The following is a 20757-nucleotide window of genomic DNA, read 5'->3' as shown; positions in this document are numbered from 1 at the left end:
TCCAGGGTGGTACGGCCGATCCCAGCCTCGGCCGGTCTCTCCTCAGCCCGGACGCCGCCGGGAAACCTGGACGGCATGACGACACAGATCGCACTCATCACCGGAGCCAACAAGGGCATCGGCTTCGAGACGGCCCGCGTCCTCGGCCGCGGCGGCGCCGCCGTCCTGCTCGGGGCGCGTTCGGCCGAGCGCGGCGAGCCGGCCGCCGCCGCGCTCGCCGCCGAGGGGATCGACGCCCGGTTCGTCCTGCTGGACGTCACCGACGCCGACACCGTCGAGGCCGCCGCCAAGTGGATCGGCGCCGAGTTCGGCCGGCTCGACATCCTGGTCAACAACGCCGGGATCACCACGACGGGCGCCACCGGCTTCCCGCCGAGCCGGACTACGCCGGACCTGGTCCGGACCGCGTTCGAGACCAACGTGTTCGGCGTCGTCGCGGTCACCAACGCGATGCTCCCGCTGCTGCGCCGCTCCCCCGCCGGGCGGATCGTCAACGTCTCCAGCGGACTCGGCTCGCTGACGTTGCACAGCGACCCGTCCAGTCCGGTGCACGGCGTCAACCTGCTGCCGTACAACGCGTCCAAGTCGGCGCTGAACGCCGTCACCGTCGCCTATGCCAAGGAGCTGGCCGGGACCTCGATCACGGTGAACGCCACCGCGCCCGGGTACTGCGCGACGGATCTCAACGACCACGCCGGGCACCGGACACCGGAGCAGGGGGCGTCCGTGATCGCCGGGGTGGCCCTCCTCGGCGACGGCGGCCCGACGGGCGCGTTCCTCGCCGAGGACGGTCCCCTGCCCTGGTAGCCCGGGCTCAGACCGTGTAGGGCAGGCGCTTGATCCCGTTGATGAAGTTGGACTCCAGGCGGTCGGGGTCGCCGGAGGCGCGGATGGCGGGCGCGCGGCGCAGCAGCTCGCGGAACATCACGGTGATCTCGCGCCTGGCCAGGTGCGCGCCGAGGCAGAAGTGCGGCCCAGGCCCGCCGAAGCCGACGTGCGGGTTCGGGTCGCGCAGGATGTCGAACCGCTCCGGGTCGGTGAAGACCGACTCGTCCCGGTTGGCCGACCAGTAGTAGAGGACGAGCTTGTCGCCCTCCTTGATCTCGTGCTCGTTCAGCACGGTGTCGCGGGTCGCGGTCCTGCGCATCCAGATGACCGGCGAGACGTACCGGACGATCTCCTCGACCGCGCCGGGCATCCGGCCGTCGAAGTCCTCGACCAGCAGGGCCCGCTGGTCGGGGTGCCGGGTGAACAGGTCGAGGCCGTGGGCGATCGCGTTGCGGGTCGTCTCGTTGCCGGCGACGACCAGCAGGATGAAGAACGAGCCGAGTTCCTGGTCGGTCAGCGACTCGCCGTCGAGGTTGGCGTTCACCAGGGCGGAGGTGAGGTCGTCGGTGGGGTTCGCGCGGCGCCGCCGCCCGAGTTCCTCGACCAGGCCGCGCAGCGTCTCGCCGGCGCCGAGCAGGGCCATCGCCATCTGCTCCGGCTCCGCCGACGGGACGAACTCGGGGTCGTTGCCCGCCAGGATGACGTTGGTGGCGTCCAGGACGGTCCCGTACTGCTCCTCCGCGATGCCCATCATGTCGCAGATGATCTTCAACGGGAGGCGGGCGGCGACGTCGGCGACGAAGTCGCCCGAACCCCCGCCCTCCGCCACGTTCTCGACGATCTGGCCCGCGACCGCCTCGACCCGGTCCTCGAACCGCTGGATCATGCGGGGCGAGAACGCCCGGGACACGATGCGTCTAATCTTGGCGTGCCGGGGGTCGTCCATGCTGATCATCGAGCCGAAGTACTCGTGCATGTCACCCGGCATGTCCGGGATGCTGATGGCGCCCCTGCCGGAGCAGAAGTCCTGCGGGCGGCGGGACGCCTCGACGACGTCGGCGTGCCGGGTCAGCGCGTAGTAGCCGGGGCCCTGGGGGGCGATGACGATGTCCGGCTCCTCGTAGCGGACGAGGCCGGCGTGCCACCGCAGCGCTTTGAAGGCCTCGTGCCGGTAGTCGTGCGGCCGCCGCCAGAACTCCCAGTCCGTCAGGTTGATGTCGTCGACCTTGAGCACGCGCCCACCACCTCGTCATGTCCGAACCCGATTCGGTTTACATGCACCCTCTCAAAGTAAAGATGCAAGCGCACACTGATCGGCCGGGTGACGCGCCTCACATCGGCCCGCCGGGGGACGGAACGGTCCCGCGCCCCGGCGGCCGGTCACAGCCGCGTCCACGCCTCCTGGAGGACGGAGCGCAGGATCTGCTCGATCTCGTCGAAGTGCCCCTGGTCGCAGATCAGCGGCGGCGCCAGCTGGACGACGGGGTCGCCGCGGTCGTCGGCCCGGCAGTAGAGGCCCGCCTCGTAGAGGGCCTTGTCGAGGAACCCGCGCAGCAGGCGCTCGGACTCCTCGTCGTCGAAGGTCTCGCGGGTGTCCTGGTCCTTCACCAGCTCGATGCCGTAGAAGTAGCCGTCGCCGCGCACGTCCCCGACGATGGGCAGGTCGCGCAGCCGCTCCAGCGTCCCCCGGAACGCGTCCCGGTTGCGCGTGACGTGCCCGGTCAGGTCCTCGCGCTCGAACAGGTCGAGGTTGGCCAGCGCCACCGCCGCCGACACCGGGTGCCCGCCGAAGGTGTAGCCGTGCGCGAACATCTCCGTCCCGCCCCTGAACGGCTCGAACAGGCGGTCGGCGACGAGCATCCCGCCGAGCGGCGCGTACCCGGACGTCACGCCCTTGGCGAAGGTGATGACGTCGGGCGTGTAGCCGAACCGCTGCGCGCCGAACATCGTGCCGAGGCGGCCGAACGCGCAGATCACCTCGTCCGACACCAGCAGGACGTCGTGCCTGTCGCAGATCTCGCGGACGCGCTGGAAGTAGCCGGGCGGCGGGGGGAAGCAGCCGCCGGCGTTCTGCACCGGCTCCAGGAACACGGCGGCGACGGTGTCGGCGCCCTCGAACTCGATGGCCTCCTCGATCCGGTCGGCGGCCCACCGGCCGAACGCCTCGGGGTCGTCGCGGTGCTCGGCGGCCCGGTAGATGTTGGTGTTCGGCACCCGGAACCCGCTCGGCACCAGCGGCTCGTACGGCGCCTTCAGGCCGGGCAGGCCCGTGATCGACAGCGCGCCGTGCGGGGTGCCGTGGTAGGCGACCGCGCGGCTGATCACCTTGTGCTTGCCCGGCTTCCCCGTGAGCTTGAAGTAGTGCTTGGCGAGCTTCCACGCGCTCTCCACCGCGTCGCCGCCGCCGGTGGTGAAGAAGACGCGGTTCAGGTCCCCGGGCGCGAGCGCGGCGAGGCGCTCGGCCAGCTCGACCGCCTTCGGGTGCGCGTACGACCAGATCGGGAAGTAGGCCAGCTCGGCGGCCTGCTTGGCGGCGGCCTGGGCCAGCTCCTCGCGCCCGTGCCCGGCCTGGACGGTGAACAGCCCGGCGAGCCCGTCCAGGTAGCGGCGTCCCGCCGAGTCGTAGACGTAGGGCCCCTCGCCCCGGACGATCACGGGGATCTCGGCGCCGTCCCCGGACGCCGAGTGCCGCGCGAAGTGCATCCACAGATGGTCGCGCGCCGCCCTCTGCATCGCGTCGTGCTGCTGGCTGGTCACGTCCGACTCCGTCATCACGTTTCCCTCGCTGCGATCGATCCAGTCGCATTGATGCTATGTGACTACGGATTCCGCTGTAAACACATGGTGATACGCCGATATCCGAAGAGAGATGGCCCTACCCATCCCGCGCCACCCGGGCCCGGGTACCGTTCGCCGCGAACCGAGGAGAGGTACATGAGCGACATCACGACCGGATCGGTCAACGCGAACGGGCTCGACTTCGGATACCTCGCCGCCGGCCCCCACGACGGGCCCCTGGCGCTGCTGCTGCACGGCTTCCCCGACTCCCCGCACACCTGGCGGCACCTGATGCCGGAGCTGGCGGCCGCCGGATACCGCGCCGTGGCCCCCTTCATGCGCGGGTACGCCCCCACACCGGTCCCCGAGGACGGCGCGTACCAGAGCGGCGCGCTCGCCGCCGACGCCGTCGCCCTGCACGAGGCGCTCGGCGGCGGCCCGGACGCCGTCCTCGTCGGCCACGACTGGGGCGCATTCGCGACCTACGGAGCCGCCAACGCCGCTCCCGACCGCTGGCGCAGGGCGGTCGCCCTGTCCGTCCCGCCCATCTCGGTGATGACGGCGACCTTCCTGGACTACGAGCAGCTCAAGCGCTCGTTCTACATCTTCGTCTTCCAGACGCCGCTCGCCGAGCTCGCGTTCGGCCGCGCGTTCGTCGAAGGACTGTGGCGCGACTGGTCCCCGGAAGACGGCCGCGACCGGTCCGGGGACGTCGACCGCGTCATGGAGTGCCTCGCCGCGCCCGCCAACGCCGCGGCGGCCATCGGGTACTACCGCGCGATGCTCGACCCGTCCCGGCTCGTCGACCGGTACGCGGCCGAGCAGCAGGCGACCACGGTCGTGGGCGAGCGCCCCGTCCTCTACCTGCACGGCGCCGAGGACGGCTGCATCGCCGCGGGCGGCGTTGACCTCGACGCCGTCCGGGCCGCCCTCCCGCCGGGATCGCGTGCCGAGCGGATCCCCGGCGCCGGCCACTTCCTCCAGCTGGACCGCCCGGCCGAGGTGAACGAGCGCGTGCTCAGCTGGCTGGCGTCCTGATCAGGTCGGCCGCCTTCTCGCCGATCATGATGGCGGGGGCGTTGGTGTGGCCCCGGGTGATCTGCGGCAGGACCGACACGTCCGCGACCCGGAGCCCCTCGACGCCGCGGACGCGCAGGTCCGGGTCGACGACGGAGTCGGCGCCGGCGCCCATCCGGCAGGTGCCGGTCGGGTGGTAGAGCGTCTCGGCGTGCCCCCGGACGTAGGCGGCCAGCGCCTCCTCGTCGCCGGCGCCCGTGTAGGGCTCCATCACGTCGCCGACGAAGGGTCTGAGCGCGTCGGCGGCCATCAGCTCCTCCGCGCGCCGGACGCCGTGCATCAGGCGCCGCAGGTCGCCCTCCTGCGTCAGGTAGGCGGGGTCGATCACCGGCGGCGCGGCCGGGTCGGCGGAGGCGAGCGCGACGCGCCCGGACGACTCGGGCCGCAGCAGCACGACGCCGACCGTCACGCCGTGCTCGGTCGGCGGGGTGAGCCCGTGCGCGATGTGGGGGGCCGGCGCGAAGATCAGTTCGAGGTCGGGGGCGTGCAGGGCGGGAGAGCTCTTGGTGAAGGCGACCGCCTCGCCCACATTGGAGGTGAAGGGCCCGCGCCGCGCGAGCAGGTACCGGGCGATGTTCGGCAGCGACTCCGCGCCCGCGAGCGTGACCTTCCGGGGGCAGCGCCGCACGACGCCGACCGACAGGTGGTCCTGGAGGTGGCGCCCCACCTGCGGTGACTCCACGACCGGCTCCACCCCGGCGCCCCGCAGGTGCTCGGGGTCGCCGACGCCGGACAGCATCAGCAGGTGCGGCGACCCGACCGCGCCCGCGGCCAGGACCACCTCGCGGCGCGCCGCGACGCGCTCGCCGCCGTACTCCACGCCGGTCGCGCGGCCGTCCTCGATCAGGACCCGCGACACCTGCGCGCCGGTCACGACGGTCAGGTTCGGGCGCCCCCGCGCGGGGCGCAGGTACGCGTCCGCCGCGCTGCACCGCCTGCCGCGCCGCTGGCTGACCGGAGTGAGCGCGTACCCCTCGTTGGACGGGCCGTTCAGCTCGGGCAGCCTGTTCAGGCCGTTCGCGGCGCACGCCTCCAGGAACGCCCGCGTCGTCACGTTCGGGCTGCGCTGCTCGGAGATCGTGACCGGGCCGGACGTCCCGTACACGTCGCCCCTGTTGCTGCCGACGCGCCCCTCGACCCGCTTGAAGTACGGGACGACGTCCTCGTACGACCAGCCGGGGAGGTCCCACTCGTCGTAGTCGTCGTAGTGGCCGCGCACCCACATCATCGCGTTCAGCGACGACGACCCGCCGAGCATCCTCCCCCGCGGCCAGTACAGCGCGCGCCCGTCCAGTTCGGGCTGCTCGGCGGTGCTGTAGTCCCAGTCGTACTCGGTCTTGAAGAGCTTCGGGAACGCGGCCGGGATGTGGATCTCGCTCTTGTCGTCCGGGCCGCCCGCCTCCAGGAGCGCGACGGTGACGGAGGCGTCCTCGGAGAGCCGCGCGGCCAGTGCGCACCCCGCGGACCCGGCGCCGACGATGACATAGTCGTGTTCCATAGGGCTCCCGCTCTCCACGGGCCGCGGCACGGCCTGTTCTTCCCCCCGGGCTTACCACCGGGAGGGTCCGCCCGTCCATGCGTGCGGAACGGTTTCGGACGCCCGCGCGCCCATGGAACCCGGACCGGGCACGCGGCGTCGATCCCGTGAACGTGTGATCACCCAGAGGGGGCGTGCGATGACCGAGTACCCGGCCGAATCAGTCGAAGCGTACGAGCGCGGCAGGGAGGCCAAGCGCGGCGGGAACGTCGCGGAGGCCGAGGAGCTGCTGCGGCGGGCGTTCGAGGCGGGGCATCCGGGGGGCGCCCACGAGCTCGGCTTCATCACCGCGGACCGCGGCGACGAGCGGGAGGCGGTGGCGTGGTGGCTGCGGGCCGCCGAGGCGGGACTCCCCGAGAGCGCCTTCGAGGTCGGCTACGCGGCGGAGCGGGACGGCGACCTGGAGACGGCCGAACGCTGGTACCGGCGGTCCGCCGAGGGCGGTTTCAGCGGCGGCGCGCTGAATCTGGGCATCCTCCTGGAGAACCGGGGCGACGTCGAGGAGGCCATGGGCTTCTTCCGCCGGGCCTGGGAGCTCGGCGAGGACAAGGCCGCCTTCAACCTCGGCCGGCTGTACGACGACGACGGGAAGGGCGACCTCGAAGCGGCGGAGACCTGGTACACCCGCGCCGCCGAGCGCGGCAACGGCGGCGCCGCGTTCAACCTGGGCTTCGTGCGGCAGGACCGGGGCGACTCCGCCGGGCGGCTCCAGGCGTGGCGGCAGGCCGCCGGCCTCGGGCATCCCAAGGCCGCCTACTGCCTCGGCGCGCACTTCCAGCAGGCGGGGGACGAGGACGCCGCCATCGGCTGGTTCCGCCGGTCGGTGCAGGAGGCCGGCGTCGAGCAGGCCGCCCGCGGCCTCGGCGACATCTACCGGCGCCGGGGCGACGAGCGCGGCGCCCGGTTCTGGTCGGAGTTCGTGAACGGGCTCGGCTGCTACAGCCCGGAGTTCGAGGCGTTCGCCAGCGCCGGTTCGGCCGCGGCGATCCAGCGGCAGAACGTCCTCAACGCCGCCGTCGACGACGGCGACGTCGCCTTCGACGTCGACGCGCGCACCATCACCGCGGGCGGCCGCACCCTCCACGGCATGACGTTCCTCGGCAGCTTCTCGCACCTGAGCGACACGTGGCTGTGGGCGTGGGCCAACCCCCACTTCGGCGAGAGCGTGCCCGCCGTCGCCCCGCTGGCCGCCGTCCGCGAGCACGGCGAGCGCCACGCCGTCCCGGAGCTGGCGGCGGGACGCCTGGACCTTTCCGGCTTTCCCGACCCGCACCAGGCCGCGACCACCATGGCCATCGCCGCCGCCGCGCTGCTCGGCGGCAACGGCGTGCGGAGCTGCCGCGTGAACGACGGGAAGGGCTCGTTCTACTTCCACGTCGACGACCCCGCCCTCCCCCAGGCCGAGTTCGACCCGCTCTCGGCGACGCGCCTGATGATGACCGCCGCCGAGATCTTCCCCACGGAGCAGCGCCGCGTCGTCCGCGGCTTCCTCGCCCACCACGGGTGCCGGATCAGGGAGTCCGAGGAGGCCATCGACGGCATCGCCCCGCAGGGCGGCCAGGTGACGGTCGCCTTCACCTCCGACGGCCTCATCAAGGCCACCAGCGCGGGCCGCGCCGCCGCCGACTGACCGGCTCGGCGCCTGGGCGCGGCGGGCGCGGCGTCAGGCGCGGCGGAGCGGTCAGGTGGAGAAGCGGCTGAGCAGGACGGCCATGCGCCGCTCGTGGTGCTCGCGGTGCATGCGCCCGTCGCGCATCAGGGTGAGGAGGCCGTGCAGGCCGCTCCAGAACGTCTCGGTGAGCACCTCCACGTCGTCCTCGCCCGCGAACGGCCGGACGGTCTCGCGCAGCTCGCCGAAGGCCTCCTGGAGGGCGGGCGGCGCCTCGGGGGTCGCGAACGGCAGGTCGACGTCGCTGACGAACATCACGTCGTAGAGGGCGGGCCTGCGCTCCGCGAAGTCGGTGTAGGCCGCCGCGACGTCCGCCAGCGCCTCGGCGGGCTCGGCGGCCGAGGCGCGCGCCTCCCGCAGCTCGCCCGCGAGCTCGGCGCACCCCTCGACCGCGACCGCCGCCATGATGGCGCCCTTGCCCTTGAAGTGGCTGTAGAGGACGGGCTGGCTGTACTCGATCTCGGCGGCGAGCCGCCGCGTCGTCACCGCGTCCCACCCCTCGCTCTCGGCCAGCTCCCGCGCCGCCGTGATGATCAGCTTCTCGCGTTCCGCCCGTTCGCGTTCCCGGCGTCCCTGGATCGACATGGCAGTGATTCTAGCACTGCTAGCCATTCTGCCGTCGCTATGCTAGCGTCGACCCTGTTCCTAGCACTGCTAGCACCATGGAGATGCCGATCATGCTCACCCCTGTCGCCTACGGACTGGCCGTCGTGCTCGCCCTGTTCTGCGTGTTCCTCGGCGTGCGGTTCTTCACGGCGCCCATCGCGGCGGCCGCCGGCTACGGCGTCCCCGCCAAGCCCGACGGCGACGCCGCCTACTTCCAGGTCAAGGCGGTGCGCGACCTGACGTTCGGCATCCTCGGCCTCGCCCTGATCGCTTTCGCGGGCGCCCACGCCGTGGGCTGGTACATGCTGACCGTCGCCGTCGTCCCGCTCGGCGACACCCTGATCGTGCTGCGCAACGGCGGCACCAAGGCCACCGCCTTCGGCATCCACCTCGCCACCGCCGTGATCGTGCTCGTCAGCGCGGCCCTGATGTTCGCCCTCTGACCCTGCCGCCCGAACCCTGCCGCCCGAACCCTGCCGCCCGAACCCTGCCGCCCGAACCCTGCCGCCCGAACCCCGTCAGCTGAACCCCGTCATCTGAACCCTTCCGTCCCGGACGAGGAGCCCATCGCATGTCGCTGATCCCACCGGACTTCGACGAGTCCGTGATCGTCCGTTCCGCCGAGGCCGAGGTGATCGGCCGATCCCCCGTCACCATCCGGCTGCTGGCCGACAGCGGTTCGACCGGCGGCGCCCTGTCCACCCAGCGCGTCACCCTGGACGCCGGCGCGGACGGCGCCAAGCCGCACCGCCACGACGGCTCCGCCGAGATGTTCTACATGCTGGACGGCGCCGCCCAGCTCCTCTCGGGCGAGCAGGTGGTGACCGCCGAACGCGGCGACCTCGTGGTCGTCCCGCCCGGCCTGCCGCACGCCTTCGCGGCCGCCCCCGGAGAGGGCGCCGACATCCTCATCGTCATCACCCCGGGCGTCGAGCGCTTCGAGTACTTCCGCCACCTGGAGCGCATCGCCTACGGGAAGGTCCCGCCCGAGAGCCTCCTGGACGTCCAGGAGATCTACGACACCTACTTCCTCACCAGCCGGGCCTGGGATGCGGCGCGAGCCTGACGGCCCCGAAACGGCGACGAGCCGAACGGAACACCCGGTCGGCTCGTCGGCGGCTGAGACGGACGCGCCGTCACGATCCCCAGTCGGGCCGCAGCGGCATGCGGCTCGTGCCGTCGTCCTCCAGCTTCACGCCGAGCGTCTGGTGCAGCTGGATCCAGTTCTGGTTGAAGCCGAGAACGCAGCCGGCCATGTAGACGCGCCACACGCGGGCGGTGCCCTCACCGACCTCGGCGACGGCCTCGTCCCAGTGCGCGTCGAGGTTCTCGCACCAGCCGGTGAGCGTGCGCGCGTAGTGCTCGCGCAGGTTCTCCTGGTGCCGGATCTCGAACCCCGCGTCGTTCATCTGGCACTGGACGTGGCCCGGGCCCTCCAGCTCGCCGTCCGGGAACACGTACCGGTTGATGAACCCGTTCTCCTTGCGGGACGGGGACGTGTTGTCCGGGCGCGTGATGGTGTGGTTCAGCATCCGCCCGCCCTTCTTCAGCTTCCCGTGGAGGAAGGAGAAGTAGGCCGGAAGGTTCTTCTTCCCGATGTGCTCGGTCAGGCCGATCGAGCTGACCGCGTCGAAGCCGGTCTCGGTCACGTCGCGGTAGTCCATGTGCCGGACCTCGGCGAGGTCGGACAGGCCCCGGTCGGCGATGGCCTTCTGCGCCCACTCGGCCTGCTGCTTGGACAGCGTGACCCCGAGCGCCTTGACCCCGTACTCCTTCGCGGCGTGCATCACCATGCCGCCCCAGCCGCAGCCGACGTCGAGCAGCCGCATGCCCGGCTTCAGCCCGAGCTTCTTGGCCACCAGGTCGTGCTTGGCGTACTGCGCCTCCTCCAGCGTCGCGCCCTCATGCGGGTAGCACGCGCACGTGTAGGCCATGGAGGGGCCGAGCACCCACTCGTAGAAGGTGTTGGACACGTCGTAGTGGTGGGAGATGGCCCGCGCGTCGCGCCTCTTGGAGTGTCGCAGCCACGACGGGATGCGGCTGAACGGCGCCTCCTGCTGCGGCGGGTCCAGCCGGCGCGACGCCGCCGCGCGCAGCAGCGGATCGCCCATCACCCCGCCCGCGATCCTCGCCTTGTCGCGCGGCGTCACGTCGCTGAACACCTGCTGCATCGTCGTCAGCGCCGCGATCATGTCGCCGTCGACGTCGATCATGCCGGTGACGTAGGCGCGGGCGAGCCCCAGCGCGCCCGGCGAGTGCAGCAGATACGAGACCGCGTACGGTGAGCGCACGTCGAAACGGATGTCGGCGCCGGGCACCCCCGCCCGAGATCCGTCGTAGGCCGTGAACTCCACTGGCGCCTCAGCCCCGGCGAGCTGCTCGAAGACCCTGGCCAGCGTCATCTTGGTTCCTCCTGTCTCTCCGCCCCGGCGCGGGCGGCGGCGGTCGGCCGCCTCCCGCGCGGGACTCCCCCGAACTGCGGGCCGCCTGGTCAGCGTCCGCGCACGCACTTGTCGTAGAGGTCCAGCAGCCGCCCGTCGGGATCGTAGGACCCCTTGAGCCGCCGGTAGGTCTCTCCGTCGTAGTACCGCCAGAACTCGTCCCGGCCGTAGAAGGCCGTCGAGTAGAGGGACTTGTGGCCGTCGAGGGCGGCGACCTTACGCTCGATGAGCCGGTTGTGGTACTCGGGGATCTGGCCCGGCGGGATCCGCACCGTCCCCCAGAAACCGACGTTCACGTACGGGCGGCCCACGTCCAGCGGGTACAGCGGCCACTGCTCCTTCGCACGCAGCGGGCACAGCCAGATCGGGCTCATGCCCACCTTGTCGTGGAAGAACTCCAGGAACTCCGGAAGCCGCTCGACGGGGACCTCGATGTCCTGGATGACGTCCTCGCGCGGGCGCAGCCCCCGCCACCGCTCCGCGCGCGCGACGATGTGGTACCGGCGGTCGTAGGCGACCAGCTTGCGGTACACGTCGGAGCGCTTGTACTTGTCGGGCCACAGCCGCCGGACGGTCGGGTTCTGCACGCCGAACGCGCCCGAGCACCAGAACCAGTCGGTGTCCCAGCGCCAGATGTAGTCGCGGATGGTGAGGAAGTCGACCGACCGCTGCTGGACCGACCTGTAGTAGACCTGCTGGCCGGTGTAGTCGGAGGTGTAGGGCGCGGAGTCGGCGAAGAAGCCGAGCGTGACGTACTGCTCGTCCGCGCCGAAGACCGTCCCGTCCATGAAGTCGACGGTCTCGTCCTCGAACGTCCCGGACTCGGTGATCTCCCCCAGGACGCGGGCGAGCTCCGCCGCGTCGGTGAACCGCAGGTGCCGCAGCCGGACGTAGGGCCGGACGGGCCGCAGCTCGATCTTCAACCGGAGGCTGTAGCCGAGCGTCCCGTAGGAGTTCGGGAAGCCGTGGAACAGGTCCTTGTGCTCGTTGTCGCGCGTCGCCGTGACGACCTGCCCGTCGCCGGTGAGGACCTCCAGCTCCAGGACGCCCTCGTGCGGCAGCCCGTCCCGGAACGACGTCGACTCGATGCCGAGCCCGGTCACCGCCCCGCCCAGCGTGATCGTCTTCAGCTGGGGGACGACCGTCGGCATCAGCCCGTGCGGCAGCGTCGCGTCGACCAGGTCCTCGTACGTCGTCATGCCCTGGACCTGCGCGGTCCGCTCGTCCGGGTCGACGCTCAGCACCTTGTCGAAGGCGGAGACGTCCAGGCCGGGCGCCGCAGAGGGGTCGCGCCACCGGAACAGGTTCGAGGTCCGCTTGGCCAGCCGCACCGGCGTGCCCGCCGGGATGGCCTCGTAGGACCTCCTGAGAGCCTCCACCGCCTGCTGGTGATCGCCCTTGATCGCAAGCTCCGTCATCTACCCCTCCCTCGCATAGTTAATCGATCATCCCATGCACGGTCCACATAACTCGGACGTTAGGGGAGTCACAGGTAGGGAGGGGAATAAACCCACGGGCGTACACATAGGCGTCGTTCCATCTCCTGGAGGCGGCCGGCCGCGTTCGACGCGGCCACGACATCCCTCCCCGGAGGCGTCCTCCGACAAACCCGAGGCACGTTCAACGCCGGGCTCCCGCGCCCCGCGTCACTTCACCAGACGCAGGATCCACGGGTAGCGGAACGACTGGCCGGTCAGCGCGAAGACGGCCGCGACCGCCGACAGGACCCACGCCACCGCGTACACGACCCCGCCGACCCCGAACGTGACGATCGTGAGCAGAAGCAGCGTCACCTGGAAGTTCACGGCCTCCGCCGCCTGCCGACGGACGTAGGCCGACCGCTTGCCGCTCAGCAGCAGCAGCGCGAGCGGGCCGACGAAGAGCGTGGGGACGGCGACGGCGTGCGCGGCGGCGGCGAGCATGCGGTCCTCCCCCGTCGCCGCCTCGCCCTCGACCGCCGCGGGCCGCGCGGGCACGGGCACCAGATCGAGGAGGACGGCGCCGAGGTCGTTGCGCGTCTTGGCCGTCATCGCCAGCTGCACGCGCAGGTCGAACTCGTCCTCGTCGAGCCGCCCCTCGGCGTAGGCCTCCTGAAGCCGCTGGATGACCGGTTCCCGCTCGGCGTCCGAGACCCGCAGATCCCCCACCGCGTAGCTGCTCTCCATACGCCCATGCTCCGCGCGGGCCCGCCGCGAGGCCATCAGGGAAGACCCTGAGGATCCCCTGAATTCCGCTGGACGTACTCCTTCCCCGGGGTCAGGCGCCCGCCGAACAGCTCGGGCACCGTGACGAACACGTACCCCTCGGCCGCCAGCCGGTCGATGATCTTCGGGACGGCCTTCACGCTCGTCGGGTGGATGTCGTGCATCAGGACGATGTAGCCGGGCCGCGCCGCCTTGAGCACCCGCTTCTCGACGTAGCCGGTGTCGCGGTGCTCCCAGTCGAGGGGGTCGACCGTCCACAGCACCTGCGCCATGCCGAGCTCCCGCGTGATCTTCGTGAGCCGCTCGGAGGTCGACCCGTAGGGCGGCCGGAGCAGCACGGGCGTGACCCCGGACGCCCGCCGGATGGCGTCCTGCGTCCGGGTCAGCTCGTCCATGATCTTCTTCCGGGACGCCCTCCCGAGGTCGGCGTGCGTGTAGCTGTGGTCGGCGATCTCGTGCCCGGCCTCCAGCTCGCGCCGCACCAGCTCCGGATGCTTCGCGGCGTTCTCCCCCACGATGAAGAACGTCGCCCTGACCCTGCGGGCGGCGAGGATGTCCAGCAGTTCGGCGGTGCTCTCCGCGGGGCCGTCGTCGAACGTCAGCGCCAGGCACCTGACCCGGGCGCAGTCGGGCGGCGGGGGCCTCGGGGGCGCGGCCGGCCGCGGCCGGGGCCTCGGCTTGGAGGACTGGGTCCGCGCGATGGACCGCGCCTGGCCCTGGGCCGGGGTGAGGGTGCTCAGGAACCCGAACACCGCGACCGCGAGCACGGCTCCGGACACCCGCCGAACAAGGTTCGGCCCGTTCATCGACACCCCCGCGTGATGATCCCCCGAAGGCGCCAGTCTAGGGCGCGGCCTCCCGGCCCGCCGGGGTCGCCGCCGCTGTGTCGGGAACCGGCGCAGCGCCGATCTCGTTATCGTCGTACACCGCAAACCCGCTCCGGAGCGGTTCCGGACGGGATCGGCAACGGGGTGAACGATGAGGTTCCGGGATCGGTTCGGGATCCGCAGGCACCGCGGATCCACGGTGACGAAGCTCGACAGGGAGGCGACGGACTCCGACATCGAGGCGCTGATCGCCTTCGCCCGCGCCCGCCGCGGCGTCGAGTTCTTCGTCGAGCCCGAGACGTTCGCCACCGACACCACGGCCGTCGCCGTCGCCCACGACGGCGAGTGGACGCGCCGCCGCGTCGGCTCCCCCAGGGTCATCGGCAAGGTCGCCCGCGACCTCGGCCTGCCCGTCTACGACGTCCAGATCGTCGGCTACCCGCCCCGCATGCGCGCCTGGAACGACCGCAACCCCGACCGCCGCATCGACCCCGGCGCCCCCGGCGAGGCCGTCTCCTCCTGACGCCCCGCCAGGCCGTGATGACACCCCGCTCCGTCTTTTCGTGCGGGCCCGCGCCGCCACCATCAGCTGCAACCGCCGCGATGGGTCTACGGCGAGCTCGTGCGAGCCGGCACCCGCACCATCAGCAGCAACCGCAGCGGTAGGTCTACGGCGACCTCGTGCGAGCTCGCGGTTCGAGTGGCGTGGGCGGTGCCGTCCGGTGAGGTTGCGGCTGGTTCGCGCAGTGGTCCTGGAAGCGGGGCGGCCGATCGCGGGCGCCGGACGCCGACCGCGGCAAGACCACCACCCCACCTCGCTGTTTAGACATCCTTCTAAGCAGTGCCCAGTTCGCTTCGCTGCTTAGATGGATGCCAAATTAGAGGCATGGCCAAGTTCCTGAGACCGGACGATGTCTCCGATCCGGCGTGCTGCGCGCCGCTCAGCGGCCCCACCCTGGGCGAGGACGAGGCGCGAGGGCCGGCCGAGGTGTTCAAGGCGCTGTCGGACCCGGTCCGGCTGCGGCTCCTGAACATGATCGCTTCAGCCGAGGGCGGCGAGGTGTGCGTGTGCGACCTGACCGGCTCCTTCGAGCTGACCGCGGCGACCATCTCCCACCATCTGAAGGTGCTGCGCCAGGCGGGGCTGATCGACGAGGAGCGGCGCGGGACGTGGGTCTACTACCGGATGGTCCCCGAGCGCCTGACACGGCTCTCCGGGCTTTTCGCGCTCCCCGCCCCGGTCTCGTCCTGATCCCTTTCGCGGCACGGGGCATCGCGGCGGCGCGGAACGGCACGCGAGGAGCCGCACGGCGAGCCTCCTCGGGCCGGGCGGACTCGCGGTGGCCCGTCTGCGGTCGCCGGAGGCGGTCGTGGGTGCCGGGAGCGATGAGTTTGCGAGGCGGACGGAGTCAGTGTGGTCATGACTACGCAGATGCTCGAGACTCCCGAGGTCGACCTCGTCTACGACGTCCGCGGCCCGCTGCCGGCCGCAGGCGGGCGGCCGCCGCTGTTCATGATCGGCCAGCCCATGGACGCCGGCGGCTTCGGCGCGCTGGCGTCGCACTTCCCCGACCGCACCGTGATCACCTATGACCCGCGCGGCCTCGGCCGCAGCGTCCGCAAGGACGGCCGCGTCGACCAGGCGCCCGCGACCCAGGCCGGCGACGTGCACGCCATCATCGACGCGCTCGGCGCGGGCCCGGTCGAGATGTTCGCGAGCAGCGGCGGCGCGGTGACCGCGCTCGCCCTCGTGACCGCGCACCCCGATCGCGTGACCACCCTGGTGGCGCACGAGCCGCCGCTCATCGCGGTGCTCCCCGACGCCCGGGCCGCCGAGCGCGCCCGAGCCGGCGTCCGGGACGCCTACGAGGACGCGGGCTCGGGCGCCGGCATGGCGGCCTTCATCGTGATGACGTCGTGGCAGGGCGAGTTCACCGACGACTACTTCGCCCAGCCCGCCCCGGATCCCGCCGCGTTCGGGATGCCGGCCGAGGACGACCGGTCCCGTGACGATCCGCTGCTGTCCGACCGGTCGTGGGCGGTCAGCGACTACCGGCCCGACGTCCGCGCGCTGGCCGCGGCGCCGACCCGGATCGTGATCGCGGTGGGCGAGGAGTCCGCGGGCACCTTCACCGGACGCACCTCGGTGGCGGCGGCCGAGCTGCTCGGTCAGCGGCCGACCGCCTTCCCGAGCCACCACGGCGGCTTCGTCGGCGGGGAGTCCGGCTACGCCGGGCGGCCCGAAGCCTTCGCACGCAGGCTCCGCGAGGTCCTCGACGACGCCGGGTGACGGTGGCCCCGGTCAGCAGGCCGATCGCGATCCTCCGTCCGCCGAACGGCTCAGGCGCTGCGGCCGGGCCATGCCCATGCGCAGCCTGGCGGGCGGGATGCCCGCGTTGATCACTTCGCGGAGGATGACGGCCATGGAGTAGGCGGGGTCGGCGGCCAGGGCGCGTTCGAGGGCGACGTTGGCCAGGCCGCCGTCGCCGGCGGAGTAGGCGGCGAAGGCGAGCAGGGACGCGGGGGCCGGGACGCGGGCGGGGTCGACGCGGCGGACGATGTCGCGCCAGAAGGCGATGTCGGCGGGCCGGGAGCCGTCGTCGGCGCCGATCCAGGTCTCGTCGCGGACGCGCGGGTCGGTGAGGAGGAGGGCGAGCCAGGCGACCTCGTCGTCGGTCGGACGGCGGCCGGTGCGGGCGCGGGCGAGCAGGGCGAGGACGAAGGCGAGGTCGTCTTCGGCGGACGAGGGCGGGCGGTCCAGGAGGCGCTGCTCGGCGCGTTCGGCGGCGCGGTGCATGGCGGCGCGGGCGGGGCCGCCGAGCGGCTGGACGGAGGCGACCAGTTCGGCGCGGTCGGCCAGGGCGACGTGGCCTCCGAAGGTCGCCTGGGCCGCGACGGCGCTGGCGGAGATGTCGTACGGGGTTCCTTCGGGAGGGCAGCAGACGTCGTCGCAGGTGAGCGACCACCAGCGGCCGTCGGCGACGCGGATGGCCTCGGCGACGGGGACGCCCGCGCCGGCCAGGGCCGCACGCAGGGGCCGGGCGGCCTCCGCCACCTCGCCGGGCGGGCCGTACCCGAGCAGCAGCGAGCGGGTGAAGCCGTTGCCGGACAGGACGGCGGCGACGCGTTCGGCGGCGCCGGACGCCGGTAAGTCGAGCCGGATCGCGCATGTGCCGCTGGACCGCCCCTCGAAGCCGATGACGACGAGGCTGCACGAGGGGTGGAAGCCGAGGAGGTAGGGGACGGCCGCGATGGCGTCCTGGGCTGAGCGGATCACCAGTGATGTCATGCGTCGAGGTTTTCAGGGGCGCGAAGGGGCCGCCGAGCCTTGGGAAACTGTGGATAACTCCGGGTGATCCGGGAGGCGGTCGCGCCGGACGGGACGCGGGTGTCGGCCGCGGGCGGTAGCGTTGGGCGACGTGCCCGCCCCTGATCTGCTGACCGGCAGCGAGACCCAGATTCCGGACATGGCGACCCTGCTCGCCGCGGCCGTCGCGTCCGTCGGGGGCGCCGAGCGCCCCGGGCAGGTGACGATGGCGCAGGCGGTGGAGAGGGCCATCGAGTCCGGGGAGCACGTGGCCGCGCAGGCGGGCACGGGGACGGGCAAGTCGCTCGCCTACCTGGTCCCCGCGATCCGCCATGCCGTCAAGGAGAAGACGACCGTGGTGGTGTCCACGGCGACGATCGCGTTGCAGCGGCAGCTCGTCGACCGTGACCTGCCGCGGCTCGCGGAGGCCCTCGGGCCGCTGCTCGGGACGGAGCTGAAGTTCGCGATCCTCAAGGGGCGCCGCAACTACCTGTGCCTGCACCGGGTGCAGACGGGCGTGCCGGAGGAGGAGGACGCCGGGCCGAGCCTGTTCGACCCGCAGCAGCTGTCCTCGCTCGGACGGCAGGTCAAGCGGCTGAACGAGTGGGCCGAGGAGACGAAGACAGGCGACCGCGACGAGCTGGTGCCGGGGGTCGGCGAGCAGGCGTGGCGGCAGGTCGCCGTGACGGCGAAGGAGTGCCTGGGCGCGCAGCGCTGCCCGCAGGGGAGCGAGTGCTTCGCCGAGTTGGCGCGCGCGGAGGCCGGCGAGGCGCACATCGTGGTCACCAACCACGCGCTGCTGGCCATCGACGCCCTGGAGGAGTTCCAGGTCCTGCCCGAGCACGACGTGGTGATCGTGGACGAGGCCCACGAGCTGGTCGACCGGGTCACCTCGGTCGCGACCGGGGACCTGAGCGCGGCCGGCGTGGAGACGGCCGCGCGGCGGTGCGGGCGGCTGACCGAGGAGCATCTCGCCGACCGGCTCAAGGAGGCCGCCGAGGGGCTCGGCCTTCTGCTGGAGGAGATGCCCGCGGGTCGCATGGACGTCCTGCCCGGCGGCCTGGGCACCACCCTGGCGTCCGTGCGGGACGCCGCGCACGCCTGCGTCACGGCCCTCGGGCCGGAGAAGAAGGACGCCGACCCCGGCGACATGGCCGCGCGCAAGGCGGCGCGGTCCTCGCTGGAGGAGCTGCACGACACGGCCGTGCGGATCCTCGACGCGTTCCAGCCCGAGATGGCGCAGCGCTTCGACGTGGTGTGGCTGGAGAAGCCGTTCGTCCAGGAGGGGCGCCCGAAGCGGCCGCCGGCGCTGCACGTGGCGCCGATCGGGGTCGGCGGGCTGCTGCGCACGACGCTGTTCGAGCAGCGCACCGCGGTCCTCACGTCGGCGACGCTCACGCTGGGCGGGTCGTTCGAGCCGCTCGCCCGCCAGTGGGGCCTGCCGCCGCTGGACGAGGGCGCGTCGAGGGACGCCAAGACCGCCGCCGAGGGCCTCGCGCGGACCGCGACGGAGAAGGGCGAGGAGACCGAGGTCGTCTGGTCGGGCCTCGACGTCGGTTCGCCGTTCGACCATCCGAAGACGGGCATCCTCTACGTCGCGCGGCATCTGCCGCAGCCGGGGCGGGACGGCCTCGCCGACGCCTACCTGACCGAGATCACCGAGCTGATCGAGGCGGCGGGCGGGCGGACGCTCGGCCTGTTCTCCTCGATGCGCGCCGCGCGGCAGGCGGCCGACGAGCTGAAGGACCACCTGTCCCACCCGCTGCTGTGCCAGGGCGAGGACTCCACGTCCCTGCTGGTGAAGCAGTTCGCCGAGGACGAGCGGACCTGCCTGTTCGGCACCCTGTCGCTGTGGCAGGGCGTGGACGTCCCCGGCCCCTCGCTGCAGCTCGTCATCATGGACCGCATCCCGTTCCCGCGCCCGGACGACCCGGTGTCGTCGGCGCGGTCCCGGGCAGTCGCGGCGCGCGGCGGCAACGGGTTCATGGCGGTCGCGGCGACGCACGCGGCGCTGCTGCTCGCGCAGGGCGCCGGCCGGCTGCTGCGCTCGATGGACGACCGCGGCGTGGTCGCCGTCCTCGACCCGCGGCTCGCCACGGCCCGCTACGGCGGCTTCCTCAAGAACTCGCTGCCGCCGTTCTGGGCCACCACGGACCCCGCCGTCGTCCGCGGCGCGCTCCGCCGCCTGGACGCCGCCGCGACGCCGCCTCAGCCGCGGTAGGCGGAGAGGAACTCGCCGATGCGGCTGACGGCCTCCTCCAGGTCGTCGGCGTACTGGAGGGTGACGATGCGCAGGTGGTCGGTGGACGGCCAGTTGAACCCGGTCCCCTGCACGACGAGGAGCTTCTGCTGCTCCAGCAGGTCGAGAGCGAAGCGCATGTCGTCCTTGATCGGGTACATCTCGGGGTCCAGGCGCGGGAAGACGTAGAGGGCGCCCCGCGGCTTGGTGCAGCTGACGCCCGGCAGGTCGTTGAGGAGCTTCCAGGCGCGGTCGCGCTGCTCGCCGAGGCGCCCGGTGGGCAGGACGAGGTCGTCGATGCTCTGGTAGCCGCCGAGCGCGGCCTGGATGGCGTGCTGCCCCGGGACGTTCGGGCACAGCCGCATGTTGGCGAGGATGTCGAGGCCCTCGATGTAGGACTCGGCGTGCTCCTTCGGTCCGGAGAGCGCCACCCATCCCGAACGGAACCCGGCGACACGGTAGTTCTTGGAAAGGCCGCCGAAGGTGAGGCACAGCAGGTCGGGGGCCAGGGACGCGATCGGGACGTGCTCGGCGTCGTCGTAGAGGATCCGGTCGTAGATCTCGTCCGCGAAGATGATCAGGTTGCGGCGGCGGGCGATCTCGACGATGCGCGAGAGCGTCTCGCGCGAGTAGACGGCGCCGGTCGGGTTGTTCGGGTTGATGATCACCAGGGCGCGGGTGCGGTCGCCGATCTTGGACTCGATGTCGTCCAGGTCCGGCTGCCACTCGTCGTCCTCGTCGCACAGGTAGTGGACGGGCGTGCCCCCGCACAGCGACGCCGCCGCCGTCCACAGCGGGTAGTCGGGCGCCGGGATGAGCACCTCGTCGCCGTCGTTGAGCAGCGCCTGGAGCGTCATGACGATGAGCTCGGAGACGCCGTTGCCGAGGTAGACGTCCTCGACGTCGACGCCCGCGACGCCGCTGTCCTCGAAGCGCTGCACGACGGCGCGGCGCGCGGCGAGGATGCCCTTGGAGTCGCTGTAGCCGTGCGCCTCCGGCAGGTTGCGGATCATGTCCTGGAGGAGTTCGGGCGGCGCCTCGAACCCGAAGGGGGCCGGGTTGCCGATGTGCAGCTTGAGGATCTTGCTTCCCTCGTTCTCCAACTGCTTGGCGCGCTTGAGGACCGGCCCGCGGATGTCGTAACAGACATTGGTCAGCTTGCCCGACTGGTTGACCTGCATGGACTTACCTTAGCCACGGCCCGCGCGCGACACGCGGCCCGCCCCGCAACGGCCTCGCGACCT

At 72.3% G+C, this 20757-nt stretch carries 19 protein-coding genes; 9 read left to right on the top strand and 10 right to left on the bottom strand.

Annotated features, from left to right (window positions below; genetic code table 11):
• The first annotated feature begins 75 nt into the window (after positions 1-75).
• A complete protein-coding gene (locus tag ACQEU6_RS41310; protein WP_499339149.1) occupies positions 76-807 on the top strand; it encodes an SDR family oxidoreductase in 732 nt (243 codons plus the stop codon).
• A 7-nt stretch (positions 808-814) separates the two neighbouring features.
• On the opposite strand, the gene ACQEU6_RS41305 is transcribed toward ACQEU6_RS41310, so the two are convergent.
• Both ACQEU6_RS41305 and ACQEU6_RS41300 read right to left on the bottom strand, forming a co-directional pair.
• On the bottom strand, positions 815-2062 hold the full coding sequence (locus ACQEU6_RS41305) for a cytochrome P450 (protein WP_499339147.1): 1248 nt from the start codon (positions 2060-2062) through the stop codon (positions 815-817).
• Between the two features lie 146 nt (positions 2063-2208).
• Positions 2209-3600 (bottom strand): aspartate aminotransferase family protein, encoded by a 1392-nt coding sequence (locus tag ACQEU6_RS41300; protein ID WP_499339145.1) that lies wholly within the window; start codon positions 3598-3600, stop codon positions 2209-2211.
• A 162-nt stretch (positions 3601-3762) separates the two neighbouring features.
• On the opposite strand from ACQEU6_RS41300, the gene ACQEU6_RS41295 reads away from it, so the two are divergent.
• A complete protein-coding gene (locus ACQEU6_RS41295) occupies positions 3763-4644 on the top strand; it encodes an alpha/beta fold hydrolase (protein ID WP_499339144.1) in 882 nt (293 codons plus the stop codon).
• On the opposite strand, the gene ACQEU6_RS41290 is transcribed toward ACQEU6_RS41295, so the two are convergent.
• Positions 4625-6181 carry a GMC family oxidoreductase gene (locus ACQEU6_RS41290; protein ID WP_499339142.1) on the bottom strand — a complete coding sequence of 519 codons (1557 nt, stop codon included), beginning with the start codon at positions 6179-6181 and terminating at the stop codon, positions 4625-4627. The two genes, ACQEU6_RS41295 and ACQEU6_RS41290, sit on opposite strands and share 20 nt — an antisense overlap.
• Before the next feature lie 178 nt (positions 6182-6359).
• Here ACQEU6_RS41290 and ACQEU6_RS41285 point away from each other — a divergent pair, with 178 nt between their 5' ends.
• The gene (locus ACQEU6_RS41285) at positions 6360-7850 is read left to right on the top strand and encodes a DUF6882 domain-containing protein (protein ID WP_499339141.1); all 1491 of its coding nucleotides are present in this window, start codon (positions 6360-6362) and stop codon (positions 7848-7850) included.
• A gap of 51 nt (positions 7851-7901) precedes the next feature.
• Here the strand turns inward: ACQEU6_RS41285 and ACQEU6_RS41280 are convergent, their stop codons facing one another.
• A complete protein-coding gene (locus ACQEU6_RS41280) occupies positions 7902-8474 on the bottom strand; it encodes a TetR/AcrR family transcriptional regulator (protein ID WP_499339140.1) in 573 nt (190 codons plus the stop codon).
• 92 nt (positions 8475-8566) lie between these two features.
• Here ACQEU6_RS41280 and ACQEU6_RS41275 point away from each other — a divergent pair, with 92 nt between their 5' ends.
• Both ACQEU6_RS41275 and ACQEU6_RS41270 read left to right on the top strand, forming a co-directional pair.
• Positions 8567-8938 carry a DUF4267 domain-containing protein gene (locus ACQEU6_RS41275; RefSeq protein WP_499339139.1) on the top strand — a complete coding sequence of 124 codons (372 nt, stop codon included), beginning with the start codon at positions 8567-8569 and terminating at the stop codon, positions 8936-8938.
• Positions 8939-9066: 128 nt separating this feature from the next.
• Entirely contained in the window at positions 9067-9561 is a 495-nt protein-coding gene (locus ACQEU6_RS41270; protein WP_499339138.1) for a cupin domain-containing protein, read from the top strand.
• A 70-nt stretch (positions 9562-9631) separates the two neighbouring features.
• On the opposite strand, the gene ACQEU6_RS41265 is transcribed toward ACQEU6_RS41270, so the two are convergent.
• The 4 genes from ACQEU6_RS41265 to ACQEU6_RS41250 form a co-directional block, all read right to left on the bottom strand.
• Positions 9632-10897, bottom strand: coding sequence for a class I SAM-dependent methyltransferase (locus ACQEU6_RS41265; RefSeq protein ID WP_499339137.1), 1266 nt, complete (start codon positions 10895-10897; stop codon positions 9632-9634).
• 89 nt (positions 10898-10986) lie between these two features.
• The gene (locus ACQEU6_RS41260; RefSeq protein WP_499339135.1) at positions 10987-12354 is read right to left on the bottom strand and encodes an FAD-binding oxidoreductase; all 1368 of its coding nucleotides are present in this window, start codon (positions 12352-12354) and stop codon (positions 10987-10989) included.
• A 228-nt stretch (positions 12355-12582) separates the two neighbouring features.
• Positions 12583-13101: a DUF1707 and DUF4870 domain-containing protein gene (locus ACQEU6_RS41255; protein ID WP_499339133.1), complete on the bottom strand. Its 519-nt coding sequence runs from the start codon at positions 13099-13101 to the stop codon at positions 12583-12585.
• A gap of 35 nt (positions 13102-13136) precedes the next feature.
• The gene (locus tag ACQEU6_RS41250) at positions 13137-13919 is read right to left on the bottom strand and encodes a polysaccharide deacetylase family protein (RefSeq protein ID WP_499339132.1); all 783 of its coding nucleotides are present in this window, start codon (positions 13917-13919) and stop codon (positions 13137-13139) included.
• A gap of 199 nt (positions 13920-14118) precedes the next feature.
• Between ACQEU6_RS41250 and ACQEU6_RS41245 the strand changes: the two genes are divergently transcribed.
• From ACQEU6_RS41245 to ACQEU6_RS41235, 3 genes are all read left to right on the top strand, one after another.
• Positions 14119-14490, top strand: coding sequence for a hypothetical protein (locus tag ACQEU6_RS41245; RefSeq protein WP_499339131.1), 372 nt, complete (start codon positions 14119-14121; stop codon positions 14488-14490).
• A 363-nt stretch (positions 14491-14853) separates the two neighbouring features.
• Positions 14854-15219, top strand: coding sequence for an ArsR/SmtB family transcription factor (locus ACQEU6_RS41240; protein WP_499339130.1), 366 nt, complete (start codon positions 14854-14856; stop codon positions 15217-15219).
• 180 nt (positions 15220-15399) lie between these two features.
• The gene (locus ACQEU6_RS41235) at positions 15400-16257 is read left to right on the top strand and encodes an alpha/beta fold hydrolase (protein WP_499339129.1); all 858 of its coding nucleotides are present in this window, start codon (positions 15400-15402) and stop codon (positions 16255-16257) included.
• 12 nt (positions 16258-16269) lie between these two features.
• On the opposite strand, the gene ACQEU6_RS41230 is transcribed toward ACQEU6_RS41235, so the two are convergent.
• Positions 16270-17256 carry a DUF4192 domain-containing protein gene (locus tag ACQEU6_RS41230; RefSeq protein ID WP_499339127.1) on the bottom strand — a complete coding sequence of 329 codons (987 nt, stop codon included), beginning with the start codon at positions 17254-17256 and terminating at the stop codon, positions 16270-16272.
• A gap of 178 nt (positions 17257-17434) precedes the next feature.
• Here ACQEU6_RS41230 and ACQEU6_RS41225 point away from each other — a divergent pair, with 178 nt between their 5' ends.
• Positions 17435-19495, top strand: a complete 2061-nt coding sequence (locus tag ACQEU6_RS41225) for an ATP-dependent DNA helicase (protein ID WP_499340516.1) — start codon at positions 17435-17437, stop codon at positions 19493-19495.
• Here the strand turns inward: ACQEU6_RS41225 and ACQEU6_RS41220 are convergent.
• Positions 19483-20694, bottom strand: coding sequence for a pyridoxal phosphate-dependent aminotransferase (locus ACQEU6_RS41220; protein WP_499339126.1), 1212 nt, complete (start codon positions 20692-20694; stop codon positions 19483-19485). The genes ACQEU6_RS41225 and ACQEU6_RS41220 overlap by 13 nt on opposite strands.
• Positions 20695-20757: the final 63 nt, after the last annotated feature.

This window comes from Spirillospora sp. CA-108201 (genome assembly GCF_050936235.1).
GTDB lineage: Bacteria > Actinomycetota > Actinomycetes > Streptosporangiales > Streptosporangiaceae > Spirillospora.
The sequence above is the reverse complement of the archived record's forward strand: the minus strand, read 5'-3'. Positions and strand labels throughout refer to the sequence as shown.